This is a genomic window from Streptomyces sp. NPDC091281 (assembly GCF_044757425.1).
Classification (GTDB): Bacteria; Actinomycetota; Actinomycetes; order Streptomycetales; family Streptomycetaceae; genus Streptomyces.
The window spans coordinates 119,833-138,294 of record NZ_JBIVUY010000018.1 but is presented as its reverse complement, the minus strand read 5'-3'; the positions used below and the strand labels follow the sequence as shown (position 1 = coordinate 138,294).

Genomic DNA, 18,462 nt, shown 5'->3' with positions numbered 1-18,462 from the left:
GTCTCGTAGGCGCGGATGCCGGCGGCTTCGAGGGCTTCGTTGAGGCCGGTCTCCTGGGTGGCCATCGATTTGACCTTCACGACCTCCGACTCCCCCGTCGCCTGGACGAGTTCGGTGACGATCCGGTTGGCTTCCGCGGCGTCGGCCGCCCAGTGCACGGTCCCGCCCGCCGCCGTCACCGCCTCCTCCAACTCGACCAGGTAATGGTCCAGATGACGCAGCGTGTGGTCCTTGATCTGCTTGCCCGCCTCGCGCAGCGCATCCCAGTCGGACACCTCCGCCACGGCCCGCGCCCGCTTCGCGCGGATGGTGTGGGTGGCGTGCCGCAGGTTGCCGCGCAGCGTCGCGTTCCCCACGGCGTCCCGCGCCGCCACCGGGAAGGCGGGCATCCCCACGAACGTACCGCTCATACCGGCCCCGCCTCCGTCTCCTCCGTGCTCGCCAGGATCTCCGCCAGATGCACCGGCCGCATGCCCGAGCCCCGCCGCGTCAGCAGGCCGCCGAGGTGCATCAGGCACGAGTTGTCGGCCGCGCACAGCACACCCGCGCCCGTCGACTCGGCGCTGCGCACCTTGTCGGTACCCATCGCCGCCGACACGTCCGGGTTCTTCACCGCGAAGGTGCCGCCGAAGCCGCAGCACTCCTCCGCGCCCGGCAGCTCCACCAGCTCCAGCCCGCGCACCGCCCGCAGCAGCCGCAGCGGCCGGTCCCCGAGGCCGAGCCCGCGCAGCCCGTGACAGGTCGGGTGGTAGGTCACCGTGTGCGGGTAGTGGGCGCCGACGTCGGTCACCCCGAGGACGTCCACCAGGAACTCCGTCAGCTCGTACGTCTTCGGCACCACCGGCGCCAGGGCCGCCGCCAGTCCGCCGCCGCGCCCCTCGGCCCGCGCCCGCTCACCCAGCCGCGGGTACAGCTCGCGCACCATCGCCCCGCACGACCCGGACGGCGTGACGATCGCGTCGTACGGGCCGAAGACCTCCGCGAAGTGCCGGGCGAGCGGTTCGGCGCCGTGCCGGTAGCCGGTGTTGTAGTGGGCCTGGCCGCAGCAGGTCTGGGCGAGGGGGAAGTCGACGTCGACGCCGAGCCGGGTCAGCAGCCGCACCACGGCTCGGCCGGTGTCCGGGTACAGCGTGTCGTTGACGCAGGTCAGGAACAGTGCGACACGCATCGCGGCTCCTCGGGCTCGATCGGGCACGGTCGTGTCCGGCGGCTGGTGTGCAGGGTAGCCGGGGCCCGGGTACCCGGCGGGGCTCCGCTCACCGGGCGGCGAGCCGGGCCTGCGCCGCCCGCCAGGGCCCCGTGCCCCCGCTCGGGGTGTAGCGGGTCAGCGGCTGGGTGCGGGCGACCAGACGGCGCGCGGCGTCCCCCTCGCCGACGCGGCCATGGGCCCGCGCCTGGACGAGGACGTTGCCGAGGGCGGCGGCCTCGGCGGGCCCCGCCACCACCGGCAGCCCGCAGGCGTCGGCGGTGAGACGGCACAGCAGCGCGTTGCGGGCGCCGCCGCCGACGAGATGCACCACGTCGACGGGGTGGTCGGCGAGCCGTTCGGCGTCCGCGACCGCCCGCCGATGGGCCAGGGCCAGCGAGTCCAGGACACAGCGCGTGGTCTCGGCCCGGGACGCGGGCACCGGCTGCCCCGTCGCCCGGCAGGCGTCCGCGATCCGCGCGGGCATCCGCCCCGGCGCGAGGAAGACCGGATCGGCCGCGTCCACCACCGACCGCAGCCCCGGTACGGCCGCAGCCTCCCGCAGCAGCCCGTCCAGATCCGGGTCGCCCCAGTCCCGCAGGCACTCCTGGAGCAGCCACAGACCCATGATGTTGCGCAGGTAGCGGACGGTGCCGTCCAGCCCCAGCTCGTTGGTGAAGTTGGCGGCGCGGCTCTCCTCGGTCAGCACCGGCGCGGCCAGCTCCACCCCGGCCAGCGACCAGGTGCCCGTGCACAGGTACGCGAACCGCTCCCCGGCCGCCGGGACGGCGGCCACGGCGGACGCGGTGTCGTGCGAGGCGACCGCCGTCACGGGCACCGGCCCGCTGAGACCGGCGCCCTCCAGGACCTCCGGCCGCAGGAACCCCGCCGGGTCGCCCGGCCGCCGCAGCGGCGCGAACAGGTCCAGGTCGATCCCGAGCCGGGCCGCGACCCCGTACGCCCAGTCGCCGGTGCGGGGGTCGATCAGCTGGGTGGTCGAGGCGTTGGTGAGTTCGGTGCCCGCCTCGCCCGTCAGCCAGTACGTCATCAGGTCGGGGATCAGCAACAGCAGCCGCGCCTGGCGGAGTTGGGTGGTCCCGGCCGCCGCCGCCAACTGGTACAGGGTGTTGAAGGGGGCGTACTGGACGCCGGTCGCCGCGTACAGCTCGGCGGGCGGCACCGTCGCCCACACCTTCTCCGCGACGCCCTCCGTGCGCGGGTCGCGGTAGTGCGCCGGGTTGCCGAGCAGAGCGCCCTCCGCGTCGAGCAGGCCGTAGTCCACGGCCCAGCTGTCGACGCCGACCGAGGCGACCGGACCGGCCGCCCGCAGCCCGTCGAGGACGCCCGCGTACAGCGCCAGCACGTCCCAGCGCAGCCCCTCCGGCAGCCGCACCGGCCGGTTGGCGAACCGGTGCGCCTCCGTCAGCTCCAGCGTGTCCGGCCCGACCCGGCCCACCATCACCCGCCCGCTGGACGCCCCGAGGTCGACCGCCGCGTACGCCGCCCGCTCCCCGGCGCGCGCCGCCCCCGCCCGCCCCGCCGTCATCGGAGGAAGGCCGCGGCCACACCGGCGTCGACCGGGACGTGCAGGCCCGTGGTGTGGGAGAGGTCCCCGCCGGTCAGCGCGAACACCGCGTTCGCGACATGCTCCGGCAGCACCTCCCTCTTCAGCAGCGTCCGTTGCGCGTAGAACTCGCCGAGCCGCTCCTCCTCCACCCCGTACGTCGCCGCCCGCTGCGCGCCCCAGCCCCCGGCGAAGATCCCCGAGCCCCGCACCACCCCGTCCGGGTTGACCCCGTTGACCCTGATCCCGTGCTCACCCAACTCCACCGCCAGCAGCCGCACTTGATGGGCCTGGTCGGCCTTGGTCGCGGAGTAGGCGACATTGTTCGGGCCCGCGAACACGGCGTTCTTGGACACGACGTAGACGATGTCACCGCCGAGCCCCTGCGCGATCATCAGGCGGGCCGCCTCGCGGGAGACGAGGAACGAGCCGCGCGCCATGACGTCGTGCTGGAGGTCCCAGTCCCGCGCGCTGGTCTCCAACAGCGGCCTGGACAGGGAGAGTCCGGCGTTGTTGACGACGAGGTCGACCCCGCCGAAGGCCAGCGCCGCGGCCCGGAACGCCGCCGCGATCCGCTCCTCGGAGGTGACGTCCACGGTCACCGCCACCGCCCGGTCCGGCCCGCCCAACTCCTCCGCCACGGCCGCCGCGTTGGCCGCGTGCACGTCGGCGACGACGACACACGCCCCCTCGGCGGCCAGCCGGTGCGCGATCGCCTTCCCGATGCCGCTGCCCGCGCCCGTCACCAGCGCCACCCGCGCCGCGAGCGGCCGGGGCGCGGGCCGCCGCCTCAACTTGGCCTCCTCCAGCGCCCAGTACTCGATGCGGAACTTCTCCGCCTCCTCGATCGGCGCGTACGACGACACCGCCTCCGCGCCGCGCATCACATGGATCGCGTTGACGTAGAACTCGCCCGCCACTCGCGCCGTCTGCCGGTCCGCGCCGAAGGAGAACATGCCCACCCCCGGCACCAGCACGATCGCCGGGTCGGCGCCGCGCATCGGCGGCGAGTCGGGCTCCGCGTGCCGCCGGTAGTAGGCGCTGTACTCCTCGCGGTACGCCGCGTGCAGCTCCGCCAGCCGGGCCACCGCCTCCTCCAACGGGGCGTCGGCGGGCAGGTCGAGGACGAGCGGACGCACCTTGGTGCGCAGGAAGTGGTCCGGGCACGAGGTGCCCAGCGCGGCCAGCCGCGGGTGCTCGGCCCGCGCCAGGAAGTCGAGGACGGGGTCGGAGTCGGTGAAGTGGCCCACCTGCGCCCGGTCCCCGGACGCCAGCTTCCGTACGTACGGCGCGAGCGCGGCGGCCCGTTCGCGCCGCTCCGGCTCCGGCAGCGGCGCGAACCCGGCCACGACCGGCCCGAACGGGTCGGGCCGGCCGCGCTCGGCGAGGAAGCGCTCCGCGGTCCGGATGATGTACAGCGAGTTCTGCTCGCACTCCTCGGCGGTGTCGCCCCACGCCGTGATGCCGTGGCCGCCGAGCACGCAGCCGACCGCCTCCGGGTGCGCGTCCCGCACCGCCGCGATGTCCAGGCCCAGTTGGAACCCGGGCCGCCGCCACGGCACCCACACCACCCGGTCCCCGAAGCACTCCGCCGTGAGCTTCTCCCCGTCCGCCGCGCAGGCCAGCGCGATGCCCGAGTCCGGGTGCAGATGGTCCACGTGCGCCGCGTCGACCAGGCCGTGCATGGCCGTGTCGATGGACGGCGCCGCGCCGCCCCGGCCGTGCAGACAGTGGTCGAGGGCGGCGGCCATCTCGTCCTCGCGCTCCACCCCCGGATAGACGTCGGCGAGCGCGCGCAGCCGGTCCAGCCGCAGCACCGCCAGCCCGGCCGCGGTGAGCGTCCCCAGGTCCCCGCCGGACCCCTTCACCCACATCAGCGGCACGTCCCCGCCGGTCACCGGATCGGTGCCGGTGCCCTTCGCGGAGGCGTTGCCGCCCGCGTAGTTGGTGTTGCGGGGATCGGCGCCGAGCCGCCGGGACCGGGCGAGCAGAGCGGCGGCTTCGGGATGCGGCGAGGTCGACATACAGGGTCCTGACCCTTCGGACGGGAGACGGTGACGAACGGAGAGCGGGCGTGCGGGGGACGCGGGGCGCCGACCCACGGGCCGCGGTGGCGGACGGGGCGCGACCGATGGGCCGCGCCGGCGGGCGGGCCGCGGTGGCGGACGACGAGGTGGCGAACGGGACGAGGTGGCGAACGGGACGGCGTGACAGGCGGGACGCGGTGACGAGCGGGACGCGGCTACGGGCGGCGCGGCGGACGCGACGTACGCGCCGCACGGCCCCCGCTCAGGCCGTCCACCTCACCTGCTCCCCGCCCACCCCCGCTCAAGCCCCCCACCCCGCCTGCTCCCCGCCCACCCGCTCCGCCTCGATCCGCTGCTGCCAGCCCGACCGCCGGTACGCCCCGAGCGGATCGGGGTCGAGCCCGCGCTCCTCGCGGACCTCGCGCAGCAGCGGCCGTACGTCGGTGTCGTAGGCGTCCATCAGAACCGCGTTGGCGTCGAGCACCTCACCGGCGGTCTGGGCGGCGGACAGGGCGGCGCGGTCGACGAGGAGAGCCTTCGCGGTCGCCTCCTGGACGTTCATCACCGAGCGGATCACCGCCGGGATCTTCCCCTCGATGTTGTGGCACTGGTCGAGCATGAACGCCACGTCGGCACAGAGGCCGCCGCCGCGCACCACCTCGTACATGATCCGGAAGAGCTGGAAGGGGTCGGCGGCGCCCGCCATCAGGTCGTCGTCGGCGTAGAAGCGGGAGTTGAAGTCGAAGCCGCCGAGCCGGTCCTCGCGCAGCAGGGTCGCCACGATGAACTCGATGTTGGTGCCCGGCGCGTGGTGCCCGGTGTCCACGACGACCCGTGCCTTCGGGCCGAGCCGGAGGCAGTGCGCGTAAGCGGTGCCCCAGTCGGGGACGTCGGTGGTGTAGAAGGCGGGCTCGAACAGCTTGTACTCCAGGAGCAGCCGCTGCCCGTCGCCGAGCCGCGCGTACACCTCGGTGAGCGCCTCCGCGAGCCGGTCCTGCCGGGCCCGTATGTCGTCCTGGCCGGGGTAGTTGGTGCCGTCCGCGAACCACAGCTTCAGGTCCCGCGACCCGGTCGCGTCCATGATGTCGACGCACTCCAGGAGATGCCGCACGGCCTTGCGGCGCACCGCCGCGTCCGGGTGGCAGACGCTGCCGAGCCGGTAGTCGTCGTCCTGGAAGGTGTTGGAGTTGACCGTGCCGAGCCGCACGCCCCGCTCGTCGGCGTGCTTCGCGAGGGCGCCCCAGTCGTCCACCCGGTCCCAGGGGATGTGCAGGGCCACCGAGGGCGCCGCCCCGGTGAACGCGTGCACCCGCGCCGCGTCGTCCACCTTCTCGTACGCCGTGCGCGGCACACCCGGCCGGGCGAACACCTTGAAGCGCGTCCCCGAGTTCCCGTACGCCCACGACGGCGTCTCTACGGCCTGGGTCTTCAACGCGGCCTTCACCGCGGCGAGGTCGGTCACTTCGGGCTCCTGTGACGTCGGTCGGGCACTCGGTCGGGCCTGTCACACCGGGGCTCTGCGGCCCGGCAGCCCGCTTCAATGAAACGATTCACGACGGAAGCTATGAGGTGGCGGAACGCGTGTCAACCCCTTCGCCCGCGACCGCCCCGACCTCCCGCTCCGCGGCTTCTCCCTGCCTGATCCGGCATCAGCGGAGCAGGGGACGGAAGGAGAACTTTTCGTGCCCGACCCATTGACGCGACCGGCTCCCGGTGCCTAGCGTCCCGGCCATCCAGTTGAAACCTTTCACGACGTCGTGGCGGCCCTCGGGGACACGGCGCGAACGTCGTCGAGGAGTCCCCATGACCCACCCGTCCGACACCGGGCCGGCCCCGGTGCTGGCCCTGCGGGACGTCGCCAAGTCCTTCGGCGCCGTGCGCGCCCTGCGGGGCGTGACCCTGGAGCTGTTCCCCGGCGAGGTGCACGCCCTCGCCGGGGAGAACGGCGCGGGCAAGTCGACCCTGATCAAGGCCCTCGCCGGAGTGCACCGACCGGACACCGGCCAGGTCCTGCTCGACGGCGCGCCCGTCGCGTTCCACGGCCCCGGCGACGCCCGCGACGCCGGGATCGCCGTCATCTACCAGGAACCGACGCTCTTCCCCGACCTGTCGATCGCCGAGAACATCTTCATGGGCCGCAGGCCCCGCCGCTCCCTCGGCCGGATCGACCACCGGGCCACCCGCGCCGCCACCGCCGGCCTCATGCGCCGCCTCGGTGTCGCCCTCGACCCCGACCGCCCGGCGCGCGGCCTGTCCATCGCGGACCAGCAGATCGTGGAGATCGCCAAGGCGCTCTCCTTCGACGCCCGCGTCCTGATCATGGACGAGCCGACCGCCGCCCTCACCGGCGGCGAGGTGGCCCGCCTCTTCACGGTCGTCCGCGCCCTGAGCGCGCAGGGCGCCGCCGTGCTGTTCGTGTCGCACCGGCTGGAGGAGATCTTCGCGATCTGCTCGCGGGTCACCACCCTGCGCGACGGCGCCCTCGTCGCCTCCGAGCCGCTGGCCGGGATGACCGAGGACGACCTGGTCCGCCGCATGGTCGGCCGTGACCTCGACGAGCTGTACCCCAAGCAGGAGGTGACCCCCGGCGAGGTCGCCCTCAGCGTGCGGCGCCTCACCCGCGAGGGCGTCTTCACCGACGTCTCCTTCGAGGTGCGGTGCGGCGAGATCGTCGCCCTCGCCGGACTGGTCGGGGCGGGCCGCACCGAGGTCGCCCGCGCCGTCTTCGGCGTCGACCGGCCCGACGCGGGCGAGGTCGAGGTCCTCGGCCGCGCGCTCACCCCCGGCGCGCCCTCCCTCGCCATGGCGGCGGGCCTCGCCCTCGTCCCCGAGGACCGCCGCGCCCAGGGCCTGGTCACCGGCCTGTCGATCGAGCGCAACATCGGCCTGACCGGGCTGCGCGCCACCACCCGCGCCGGGCTGATGGACCGGCGCGCCGAACGCGACCGCGCCCTGGACTGGGCGGTCCGCCTCCAGGTGAAGTACGCCCGGCTCGCCGACACCGTGAACACCCTCTCCGGCGGCAACCAGCAGAAGGTCGTCCTCGCCAAGTGGCTCGCCACCGCCCCCGAGGTGCTCATCGTGGACGAGCCGACCCGCGGCATCGACGTCGGCACCAAGGCCGAGGTGCACCGGCTGCTGTCCCGCCTCGCCGCCGAGGGCGTCGCCGTCCTGATGATCTCCTCCGACCTGCCGGAGGTGCTCGGCATGGCCGACCGTGTCCTCGTCATGCACGAGGGCCGCCTCACCGCCGAGATCCCCCGCTCCGCCGCGACCGAGGAGACCGTCATGGCCGCCGCCACCGGGAGGGCCGCCGCATGACGGTGACCGCCCCCGACCGGGCCCCCGCCGCCGGACCGCCGGAGTCCTCCGGCACCCGGCTTGTCGACCGCGTCCTGCGGATGCGCGAACTCGCCATCCTCGCCGTGTTCCTGGTGATGATCGCCGTCACCCAGGCGGGCAACAGCCGCTTCCTGTCCGAGCAGGGCGTCAAGGACCTGCTCCTGAACGCCACCATCCTGGTGCTGGTCGCCACCGGCCAGGCCCTGGTGGTCGTCACCCGCAACGTCGACCTCTCCGTCGGCTCCACCCTCGGCATCAGCGCCTTCGCCGCCGGGGTCTTCCTCCAGGACGGCGGTCACCCCGTGACGGCCGTCGTGCTGGCCGTCCTGCTCGGCACCGGCTTCGGCCTCCTCAACGGCCTGCTGGTCAGCCTCGGCCAGGTCCCCGCCCTCGTCGTCACCCTCGGCACGCTGTACGTCATCCGCGGCATCGACTCCCTCTGGGTCGGCTCCCGGCAGATCACCGCCGCCGACCTGCCCGCCGGGTTCGTCGACTTCGGCTCCGGCGGCCTCTCCGCGATCCCCTGGCTCGCCCTGATCGCCCTCGCCGTGCTGGCCGCGACCGCCTACTACCTCAAGCACTACGGCGGCGGCCGCGAGCTGTACGCCCTCGGCTCCAACCCGGAGGCCGCCCGCCTCGCCGGCATCCCCGTACGCCGCCGCGTCCTCGTCGCCTACACCGTCTGCGGCGCCCTCGCGGGCCTCGCGGGCGCCCTCTACCTGGCCCGGTTCGGCAACGTCGACTCCGGCACCGGCAGCGGCTACGAACTCACCGTCGTCAGCGCCGTCGTGGTCGGCGGCGTCGCCTTCACCGGGGGCTCCGGCACCGTCTGGGGCGCCGCCCTCGGCGCGCTGCTGCTGACCTCCGTCAACAGCGTGCTGCCCGCCCTCGGCGTCAGCTCGGTGTGGGTCCTCGCCATCAACGGCGTCCTGCTGCTGCTCGCCATCGCCGTGGACCGCGTCGTCGCCCTGCGGGTGGCGGCCGCCCTGAAGCGGCGGGGGAGCGAACGGGCGGACGGCCCCGCAGACGCCGGGGGCCGCGGAGACGCCGGAGGCCCTGGTGACCCCGGCGGACCCGGTGACCCCGGCGGACCCAGCGGACCCAGCGGACCCGGTGGGCCGAAGAGCGCGGGGAGCAGTCCCGCGACCCCCGCGAACCCCGCGAGCCCCGCGAATCCCGTGGACCAGCGGTCCGACGAGCAGCCGTATCCGAACCACCACGACGAGAAGGGGCCCGCCCGCCATGCCTGAGTCGCTGACCCGCGCCGTCCGCTGGGACACGGTCGTCGGCGCCCTCCTGATCGTGCTGCTGCTGTTCTCCTACTCCTTCGTGGACGGCTTCGGCAACGCCCTCAACCTGTCCTTCCTCATCGGCAACACCCTCCCGATCGCGCTGGTCGCCCTCCCGATGACCCTCCTCGTCGTCTCCGGCGAGATCGACCTGTCGGTGGCCTCCACCGCGGGGCTGTCCGGCGCGGTCATGGGCGCCCTGTGGAACCAGGGCATGACCATCGAGACGATCATCCCCCTCTGCCTGCTGCTCGGCGTGGTCTGCGGCCTGGTCAACGGGCTGCTCGTGACCCGGCTCGGCCTGCCCTCCCTCGCCGTCACCATCGGCACCATGGCCGCTTACCGGGGTGTCGCGCAGATCGTGCTCGGCTCCGACGCCGTCACCGACTTCCCCACCGCCTACCTGGACTTCGCGGCCGGACGCGTCGGCGACACCTTCGTCCCGCGGGCCCTGCCGCCGTTCCTCGCGCTCCTCGCGATCGCCGTGGTCGTCCTGCACGCCACCCCGTTCGGGCGCTCGCTGTTCGCGACCGGCGCCAACGAGGAGGCCGCCCGGTTCGCCGGCGTCCGCGTCCGCCGCCACCGCCTGGTCCTGTTCACCGTGACCGGCCTGATGGCCTCCCTGACCGGCGTCTTCTGGGCCCTGCACTACGCCAGCGCCCGCTACGACAACGCCACCGGACTCGAACTGTCCGTCGTCGCCGCCGTCCTCCTCGGCGGCATCGACTTCGACGGCGGCAAGGGCACCCTCGGCGGCGCGATCGCCGGGGTGTTCCTCCTCGGCGCCCTCCAGAACGTGATGAGCCTCCTCAACGTCTCCGCGCAGTCGCAGATCGTCGTCACCGGAGTCCTCCTCGTCGTCTCGGTGCTCGGCCCGCGCGTCGCCCACCAGATCACCGCCGCCCGCGCCGCCCGCGGCACCGGAGCCCCACCGCCACCACCGGCCCCCGAACCGGCACCGGTCCCGGCCCCGCCCCCCACCTCCAGGGCCTGAGCCCCACGCCCCCCACGCTTCGCTCCACCCCGCACCCCCGCACCCCCGCACCCTCCACGCCTCTGTACTTCTGCACCTCCGCACCGCTTCGTTCACCCCGACCCGTGAAGGATCACCGTGATGCGCAAGTCATCCCTCCGCCGTGCCTGTGCGGCCCTGGCCACCGTCTCCGCGCTCGCCCTCACCGCGACCGCCTGCGGCGGCACCAGCAAGGAGGACGTGAAGAAGGAGGGCGGCTCGGCCGCCGCCACCGGCAAGGCCGACCCGGACGCCGCACTCAAGAAGGGCCTCACCGTCGGCTTCCTGCCCAAGCAGGTCAACAACCCCTACTTCACCTCCGCCGACAAGGGCGGCGAGGCGGCCCTGAAGGAACTCGGCTCCTCCTACAAGGAGGTGGGCCCCTCCAGCGCCACCGACACCTCCGGCCAGGTGAGTTACGTCAACACCCTCACCCAGCAGCAGGTCGACGCGATCGCCGTCTCCGCGCAGGACCCCGGCGCGCTGTGCACCGCCCTCAAGCAGGCCATGTCGGGCGGCGTCAAGGTCGTCACCTACGACTCCGACACCGACCCCGGCTGCCGCAACGCCTTCGTCTCCCAGGCCTCCGCCGAGGACCTCGGCCGTACCGAGGTGCAGCTCCTCGCCGAACAGATCGGCTACAAGGGCGAGATCGCGATCCTGTCCGCCGCGCAGACCGCCACCAACCAGAACACCTGGATCGAGTTCATGAAGGACGAACTCAAGGACCCCAAGTACAAGGACGTCAAGCTGGTGAAGGTCGCGTACGGCAACGACGACGCCCAGCAGTCCTTCCAGCAGACCCAGGGCCTCCTCCAGGAGTTCCCCGACCTGAAGGGGATCATCTCCCCGACCACCGTCGGCATCAAGGCCGCCGCCCAGTACCTGTCCGGCTCCAAGTACAAGGGCAAGGTCAAGCTGACCGGCCTCGGCACCCCCAACGACATGCGGACCTACGTCAAGAACGGCACCGTCGACGCGTTCGAGCTGTGGGACCCCGCCAAGCTCGGCGAACTCGCCGCCCGTACCGCCGTCGCCCTGGTCTCCGGCCAGATCACCGGCAAGGAGGGCGAGACGTTCACCGCCGGGGACATGGGCTCGTACACCCTCGGCGAGAACGGGGTGATCAGCCTCGGCAAGCCCACCGTGTTCGACGCGAAGAACATCGACCGGTTCGACTTCTGAGAGCCCGGCGTGCCCCCCGCCCCCACCGCGCCCCCCTGCCGCCGCACCGGCCGGACGACCCGTCCGCGCCGGGCGGCAACCCCAGGGCGCGGCGGTAATGTGAGGCCTGTCCCGCCGTGCCCCGTTCACCTGGAGGTTCCCGCCTGATGGCCCAGTCGGTGGGTATCAAGGACGTCGCCCGTGCCGCCGGAGTCTCCGTCGGCACGGTCTCCAACGTGATCAACCGTCCGGACAGCGTGGCCACCGAGACCCGGGCCCGCGTCCTGTCCGCGATCGACCGGCTCGGCTACGTCCGTAGCGAGTCGGCCCGCCAACTGCGCGCCGGACGCAGCCGGATCATGGGCCTGCTCGTCCTCGACATGGGAAACCCCTTCTTCGTGGACGTCGCGCGCGGCGCCGAACGCGCCGCCCGCCGCGCCGGACTCGGCGTGATGGTCTGCAACAGCGCCGAGAGCGCCGGGGAGGAGGCCGACTACCTCGCCCTCTTCGCCGAACAGCGGGTGCGGGGCGTACTGCTCACCCCGGCCGACGCCACCGGCCGCAACATCGCCGCGTTCCGGCGGCACGGCATCCCGTTCGTACTGGTCGACCGGGTCGCCGACGGCACCACCGAATGCTCGGTCTCCGTCGACGACGTCACCGGCGGCGCCCTCGCCGTCGGCCACCTCCTGGACGCCGGACACCGCTCCCTCGCCTACGTCAGCGGGCCGCCCGGCCTGACCCAGGTCCGCGACCGCCGCACCGGCGCCCTCAACGCCCTCGCCGAGGCCGGGCTCGGCCCCGGGAACCTGCGCGAACTGCCCACCGAACGCCTCGACGTGGCCGCGGGCCGCGACGCGGGCGCCCGGCTGCTCGGCCTCGCCGACCGGCCGACCGCCGTGTTCTGCGCCAACGACCTCCTCGCCCTCGGCGTCCTCCAGGCCATGTACGCGGCCGGGGTCGACGTCCCCGGCGACCTCGCCATCGTCGGCTACGACGACATCGAGTTCGCCGCCGCCGCGGCCGTCCCCCTGACCTCGGTCCGCCAGCCCGCCGTCACCCTCGGCGCCCTCGCCGCCGAACTCCTCCTGGAGGAGACCGAGGAACCCCCCGGCGGCGGCCCGCGTGCCCACGAACACCGCCGCGTCGTCCTCCAGCCCGAACTGGTCGTCCGCCGCTCCAGCCTCCCGGCCCGCTGACCGGCGGCCCCGGCGCCCGGACCCCCGGCCCGCCGGGGTGCTGACCGGCGGTTCAGCACCCCCTTGACCGCCCGTTCAGTAGCCGTTCATGATCCCCCGGGCTCCGACGGTGCCCGGCCGTGTGCTGAACTGGGACGCGGCCCGCACACCGACCGTCCCGGGGAGCCTCCGTTGTCCGTCAGCTACCGCCAGCCCGGCGTCGTCCTCACCGACCGCCGCTTCACCGTCCCCCTCGACCACGCCGCGCCCGACGGCGAGACGATCGAGGTGTACGCCCGTGAGGTCGTCGCGAGCGACAAGGCCGGGCAGGACCTGCCCTGGCTGGTGTACCTCCAGGGCGGCCCCGGCTTCGGCGCGCACCGCTTCGTCGGACGGCAGGCCTGGCTCGACCGCGCGCTCACCGAGTTCCGCGTCCTGCTCCTCGACCAGCGCGGCACCGGCGCCTCCACCCCCGCCACCCGGCAGACCCTCCCGCTGCGCGGCGGCCCCGCCGCCCAGGCCGACTACCTCACCCACTTCCGCGCCGACTCGATCGTCCGCGACTGCGAGCTGATCCGCCGCGAGCTGACCGGCGGCGCCCCGTGGACCGTCCTCGGCCAGAGCTTCGGCGGCTTCTGCACCCTCACCTACCTGTCGCTGGCCCCCGAGGGCCTCGCCACCGCCCTCATCACCGGCGGCCTGCCCGCGCTGGACGCCCACGCCGACGACGTCTACCGCGCCGCCTACCCCCGCATGGAACGCAAGACGGCCGCCCACTACGCCCGCTACCCGCAGGACGTCGCCCGCGCCCGCCACGTCGCCGAGCACCTGCTGCGCCACGAGGTCACCCTGCCCGGCGGCTACCGCCTCACCGCCGAGGCCTTCCAGAGCCTCGGCATCCTCCTCGGCGGCGGCGACGGCAGCCACCGCCTGCACTTCCTCCTGGAGGACGCCTTCGTCCCCACCCCCGAGGGACCCGCCCTCTCCGACGCCTTCCAGGAACAGCTCCGGGCCCTCCTGTCGTACGCCGCGAACCCGCTCTACGCCCTCGTCCACGAGTCGATCTACGGCCAGGACGCCCGCCCCACCGCCTGGTCGGCCGAACGGGTCCGCGCCGAGTTCCCGCAGTTCGACGCGGCCAAGGCGCTCGCCGGGGACGGCCCGCTGCCGCTGACCGGCGAGACGGTCCACCCCTGGATGTTCGACAGCGACCCCGCGCTGCGCCCCCTGCGCGAGACCGCCGACCTCCTCGCCGCCCGCACCGACTGGACCCCCCTCTACGACCCGGCGCGCCTCGCCGCCAACGAGGTCCCGGTCGCCGCCGCCGTCTACCACGACGACCTCTACGTCGACACCGCGCACTCCCTGCGCACCGCCCGCGCCGTCCGCGGCCTGCGCACCTGGGTCACCGACGAGTTCGAGCACGACGGCGTCCGCGCGGGCGGCCCCCGCGTCCTGGACCGCCTGCTCGCCCTCGCCCGCGACGAGGTCTGACCGCACCGGGCGCGAGGAGCGGCGACGCGGCCAGGGCCTGTCGGACCGTTCCCGTCGTCGACCGGAGGGCGTGCACGGCGTCGCGCGGCCGACGGGGAGGGGCGGACAGGGCCTAGGGTGCGGAGCATGACCGAGCAGAAGCCCGCGCAGCTCACCCCGATGCCCGGCGACTGGACCCGCGCCCTCGCCGTCGTGGCCCACCCGGACGACCTGGAGTACGGCTGCTCCGCCGCCATCGCCGCCTGGACGGACGGCGGCCGCGAGGTGGCGTACCTGCTGGCCACCCGCGGTGAGGCGGGTATCGACACGCTGCCGCCCGCCGAGTGCGGCCCGCTGCGCGAGCGGGAACAGCGGGCGAGCGCGGCCGTCGTCGGCGTCTCCTCGGTGGAGTTCCTCGACCACCGGGACGGCGTCATCGAGTACGGCCTCGGCCTGCGCCGCGACATCGCCGCCGCGATCCGCCGCCACCGCCCCGAGCTGGTGATCACTCTCAACCACCGGGACACCTGGGGCGGGGTCGCCTGGAACACCCCCGACCACGTCGCCGTCGGCCGCGCCGTCCTCGACGCCGCCGGGGACGCGGGCAACCGCTGGATCTTCCCCGAACTGACCGAGCGAGGTCTCGCGCCGTGGAACGGGGTCCGCTGGGTCGCCGTCGCCGGGTCCGCGACCCCCACCCACGCCGTGGACGCCCGCGCCGGACTGGACCGCGCGGTGGCCTCCCTGCTCGCGCACCGCGCCTACATCCAAGCCCTGACCGACGAAGACCCCGACACGTACGCCCGGAACTTCCTCACCGAGGTGGCCCACTCGGTGGGGGAGCGCTTCGGCGGCACCCCGGCCGTGGCCTTCGAGCTGTTCTCCCGCTGAACCGGCCCGCCGACCCTGCCTCCCTGATCCGGTCCGCCGACCCCGCCCGGCCGCTCCGGCCCCGCCGCTCCGGTCCTGCCGACCCCGTCCCACCGTCCCGGCGTGCGCCCGCCGGAAATGCGGATGCGGGAGGAAGTCGCAGGTCAGTAGCGTGACCGGCATGAGCGACGGCACGGCAGGCACCGCGAGCGGCACCGGCGACCCGGCGGGCGCCACGGACGCGGCCGGCGGGGTGTCCGCACTGCGCGGCGACTGCGCGAACTGCTTCGGGCTGTGCTGCGTGGCGCTGCCCTTCGCCCGCTCCTCCGACTTCGCCCGCGACAAGAGCGCCGGAACCCCCTGCCGCCACCTGGCCGACGACCACCGCTGCGGCATCCACGCCCGGCTGCGGACCGACGGCTACACCGGCTGCACGGTGTACGACTGCTTCGGCGCGGGCCAGCGGGTCTCGCAGGTCACCTTCGGCGGCCGGGACTGGCGCGGCGCCCCGCTCGCCGAGGCCCGCCGGATGTTCGAGGTCTTCCCCGTCGTCCGCCACCTCCACGAACTGCTGCGCCATCTGACCGAGGCGCTCGACCTGTCCGCCGCCGCCCCGCTCCGCCCCGAGCTGCGCCGCTGCCTGGCCGCGACCGAGCGACTGGCGGCCGGTACCCCCGCCGAACTGGCCGCCCTGGACCCGGACGCCCAGCGGGCGGAGGCGGCCGACCTGCTGCTGCGGGTCAGCGAACGGGCCCGCGCGGGCCTCCCGGCGCGGGACCGGTTCCGGCGGCGCGCCGACCTGACGGGCACCCGCCTGCGCGGCGCCGACCTGCGCGGCGCGTCCCTGCGCGGTGCCCTGCTCATCGCCGCCGACCTGCGCGGAGCGGACCTGCGGGGCGCCGACCTCCTCGGCGCGGACCTGCGCGGCGCCGACCTCACCGACGCCGATCTGACCGGCGCCCTCTTCCTGACCGAGCCGCAACTGCGCGCGGCGCGGGGGAGCGCGGCCACCCGGCTCCCGGCGTCACTCGTCCGCCCCGCGCACTGGACAGCGCGCCCCTGACCCGGACGAGGACCCCGCCCCACTCGTCCCACCGGCCCCGGCTTCCCGGCCCGCTGCGGTGTCGCGCGCGTGCGGCACCCCGGTGACCGGCCCGCGCCGCTCCAGCCGCAGCCGCAGCCCGTCGGGCATCAGCGTCAGCCGCTCGGTGATCTTGAGCCGGTACGCCGGGTCGGGCACCAGGTCGTAGCGGCGCAGCAGCAGACCGAGGACGAGCGTCGCCTCGTGCAGGGCGAACTGCCGCCCGATGCAGGCCCGCGCCCCGGTCCCGAACGGTTTGAAGGTGTGCGCGGCGCGCGCCCGGACCGCGTCCGGCGCGAACCGGTCCGGGTCGAAGCGCCCGGCGTCGGGACCCCACACCTCGGGGTCGCGGTGCAGCATCGAGGTCAGCACCAGCGCCCAGGCGCCCGGCCGCATCGGATGCTCCCCGGCCAGCACGGTGTCCGTCCGGGCCTCACGGGCGAAGGCGGGCGCCGTCGGCCACAGCCGCAGCGCCTCGTCCAGGACCCGCCGCGTGTACCGCAGCCGGGCCACCTGGTCGTACCCCGGCGCCGCCGTGCCGCCCCAGACCCGCTCCACCTCGGCGCGCGCCCGCGCGGCGACGTCCGGGTGGCGGGCGAGGTAGTGCAGGGCGAAGGAGAGCGCGCCCGAGGTGGTCTCGTGCCCGGCGACCAGGAAGGTGATGACCTGGCGGCGCACGTTCTCGTCCGACAGCCGCTCCCCGGTGCCGGGCCGGGCCGTCTCCAGCATCCGGTCGAGCAGGTCGCCCCCGCCGCCGGACCCGGCCCGGCGCTCCCGCACCAGCGCGTCGACCGTGTCGTTCAGGACGGCGATGTCGGCCCGGTTGCGGCGGGCGGCGCGGCGCATCAGCCGGGGTGACGGCATGGTGTTGAGGCGCTGGGCGTAGTCCAGGGTGCCGACCATCGCCGTGACGAAGGGGTGCGGCCGGGTCCGCTCGAAGGAGCCGAAGTCGTGTCCGAAGCCGGTGCGCGCGATGGTCTCCAGGGTCAGCCGGGTCATGTCGGCGGGCACGTCGACGCTCCGGCCGCCCGTCGCCGCCCGGTCCCAGCGGGCGGTGAGCTGTTCCGCGACCGCGAGCATCATCGGGTGGTAGGCCAGCATGGCGTCCCGGCTGAACCCCGGCGCCAGCACGTCGTGCGCGAGCTGCCAGTTGGGTTCGTGGTTGTACGCGGTGAACAGGCCGTCCCCGGCGACCGGCCGCAGGTTGGCGACGCCGAGGCCGACGTGTTTGGCGAACCGGGTCTCGTCGGCGAGGTCGGCGGCGAGCCGCGCGCCCGCCACGAACACGAACTCCCTGCCGAAGGCCCGCCGCCGGAAGATCGGCCCGAGCCGCCGCGCCAGCCGCACCGTGTCCTGGAGCGGGGTGGTGAGGCTCGCCCCCACCACGTCCCCGACGAGCGGCAGCCGGTACGGGGGACGCGGGATGCGGTGCAGCTCGGGCCAGCCCAGTTCGGCACTGCGGAACCCCTTGGTCACCGGGGCCACGCCGGTCGTCTCCGCCATGACGCGCTCTCCTTCGGGCCGCCGGCCGCCCCCGGCGGCCCGCCCTGCCGGGCACGGACGGTACGGCCCACGGTCGGGAAGCAGGCTTGTTGTATGTGGATTCAATAGCGCGCCCAGTGTCGACCCGCTGTTGAACCGGCGTCAAGTAGAGTGCGGACATGGCCGCCAACCAGGGGGAGCGCGTACGCCGCCGGCTCAGCACCGCGGAGCGCCGGGAGCAACTTCTGTCGATCGGCGCCCGGTTGTTCTCCGACAGCCCCTACGACGAGGTGTGGATCGAGCAGGTCGCCGAGATCGCGGGCGTCTCCCGCGGGCTGCTCTACCACTACTTCCCGGCCAAGCGGGACTTCTTCGCGGCCGTCGTCGAGCGGGAGAGCGAGCGGATGCTCCGGATGACGGCGGCCGTCCCCGGCGTCCCGGTCCGCGAGCAGCTGACCACCGGCCTGGACGCCTATCTGGAGTACGTCCGTGCCCACGCCCACGGCTACCGCGCCTTCCACCGGGCCGACGCCGCGGGGGACCGGGCCGTGCGCCGCGTCTACCGGCAGGCGCTCGCCGACCAGGAGCGGCAGATCCTCGCCTCGCTCGCCGCCGACCCCGAGTTCGGGCCGCTGGTCGAGGCGCGCGCCGACCTGAAGCCCGCGGTGCGCGGCTGGCTGGCGTTCGTCACGGCGGTCTGTCTGGAGTGGCTGCGCGACGAGGACGGCGCGCTGTCGCGGGAGCAGGTCCGCGACCTGTGCGCGCGGGCCCTGCTGGGCGTCGTCACCCCCTGA

At 74.6% G+C, this 18,462-nt stretch carries 14 protein-coding genes and 1 pseudogene; 9 read left to right on the top strand and 6 right to left on the bottom strand.

Annotated elements, in window-relative coordinates; all coding sequences use genetic code 11:
• The 5 genes from ACIQPQ_RS35465 to rhaI all read right to left on the bottom strand — a co-directional run.
• Positions 1–410, bottom strand: a 410-nt coding sequence (locus ACIQPQ_RS35465; protein WP_401312526.1) for an LUD domain-containing protein, incomplete at its 3' end; no start/stop codon positions are given.
• Positions 407–1,168 carry a (Fe-S)-binding protein gene (locus tag ACIQPQ_RS35460; protein ID WP_401312524.1) on the bottom strand — a complete coding sequence of 254 codons (762 nt, stop codon included), beginning with the start codon at positions 1,166–1,168 and terminating at the stop codon, positions 407–409. The genes ACIQPQ_RS35465 and ACIQPQ_RS35460, both read right to left, overlap by 4 nt.
• 88 nt (positions 1,169–1,256) lie before the next feature.
• A complete protein-coding gene (locus ACIQPQ_RS35455; protein ID WP_401312522.1) occupies positions 1,257–2,732 on the bottom strand; it encodes a rhamnulokinase family protein in 1,476 nt (491 codons plus the stop codon).
• The gene (locus tag ACIQPQ_RS35450) at positions 2,729–4,774 is read right to left on the bottom strand and encodes a bifunctional aldolase/short-chain dehydrogenase (RefSeq protein WP_401312519.1); all 2,046 of its coding nucleotides are present in this window, start codon (positions 4,772–4,774) and stop codon (positions 2,729–2,731) included. The genes ACIQPQ_RS35455 and ACIQPQ_RS35450 overlap by 4 nt, the downstream gene beginning before the upstream one ends.
• A 304-nt stretch (positions 4,775–5,078) precedes the next feature.
• A complete protein-coding gene (gene rhaI / locus ACIQPQ_RS35445; RefSeq protein ID WP_401312518.1) occupies positions 5,079–6,239 on the bottom strand; it encodes an L-rhamnose isomerase in 1,161 nt (386 codons plus the stop codon).
• Positions 6,240–6,580: 341 nt separating this feature from the next.
• On the opposite strand from rhaI, the gene ACIQPQ_RS35440 reads away from it, so the two are divergent.
• From ACIQPQ_RS35440 to ACIQPQ_RS35405, 8 genes and pseudogenes are all read left to right on the top strand, one after another.
• Entirely contained in the window at positions 6,581–8,098 is a 1,518-nt protein-coding gene (locus tag ACIQPQ_RS35440) for a sugar ABC transporter ATP-binding protein (RefSeq protein WP_401312515.1), read from the top strand.
• Positions 8,095–9,123, top strand: a pseudogene (locus ACIQPQ_RS35435) (ABC transporter permease); the annotation flags it as partial. The gene ACIQPQ_RS35440 and the pseudogene ACIQPQ_RS35435, both read left to right, overlap by 4 nt.
• Positions 9,124–9,361: 238 nt before the next feature.
• The gene (locus ACIQPQ_RS35430; RefSeq protein ID WP_401312512.1) at positions 9,362–10,402 is read left to right on the top strand and encodes an ABC transporter permease; all 1,041 of its coding nucleotides are present in this window, start codon (positions 9,362–9,364) and stop codon (positions 10,400–10,402) included.
• Between the two features lie 120 nt (positions 10,403–10,522).
• Complete coding sequence (rhaS, locus tag ACIQPQ_RS35425; RefSeq protein WP_401312509.1) at positions 10,523–11,605, top strand: rhamnose ABC transporter substrate-binding protein; 1,083 nt, start codon at positions 10,523–10,525, stop codon at positions 11,603–11,605.
• Between the two features lie 146 nt (positions 11,606–11,751).
• Positions 11,752–12,783 (top strand): LacI family DNA-binding transcriptional regulator, encoded by a 1,032-nt coding sequence (locus ACIQPQ_RS35420; RefSeq protein WP_401312506.1) that lies wholly within the window; start codon positions 11,752–11,754, stop codon positions 12,781–12,783.
• A 171-nt stretch (positions 12,784–12,954) separates the two neighbouring features.
• Positions 12,955–14,256, top strand: coding sequence for an alpha/beta fold hydrolase (locus tag ACIQPQ_RS35415; protein ID WP_401312503.1), 1,302 nt, complete (start codon positions 12,955–12,957; stop codon positions 14,254–14,256).
• 126 nt (positions 14,257–14,382) lie between these two features.
• Complete coding sequence (locus ACIQPQ_RS35410) at positions 14,383–15,126, top strand: PIG-L deacetylase family protein (RefSeq protein ID WP_401312500.1); 744 nt, start codon at positions 14,383–14,385, stop codon at positions 15,124–15,126.
• Positions 15,127–15,286: 160 nt separating this feature from the next.
• Positions 15,287–16,168, top strand: coding sequence for a pentapeptide repeat-containing protein (locus ACIQPQ_RS35405; RefSeq protein WP_401312498.1), 882 nt, complete (start codon positions 15,287–15,289; stop codon positions 16,166–16,168).
• Here the strand turns inward: ACIQPQ_RS35405 and ACIQPQ_RS35400 are convergent.
• Positions 16,130–17,689: a cytochrome P450 gene (locus ACIQPQ_RS35400; protein WP_401312495.1), complete on the bottom strand. Its 1,560-nt coding sequence runs from the start codon at positions 17,687–17,689 to the stop codon at positions 16,130–16,132. The genes ACIQPQ_RS35405 and ACIQPQ_RS35400 overlap by 39 nt on opposite strands.
• A 158-nt stretch (positions 17,690–17,847) precedes the next feature.
• Between ACIQPQ_RS35400 and ACIQPQ_RS35395 the strand changes: the two genes are divergently transcribed.
• Positions 17,848–18,462, top strand: coding sequence for a TetR/AcrR family transcriptional regulator (locus ACIQPQ_RS35395; protein ID WP_383781248.1), 615 nt, complete (start codon positions 17,848–17,850; stop codon positions 18,460–18,462).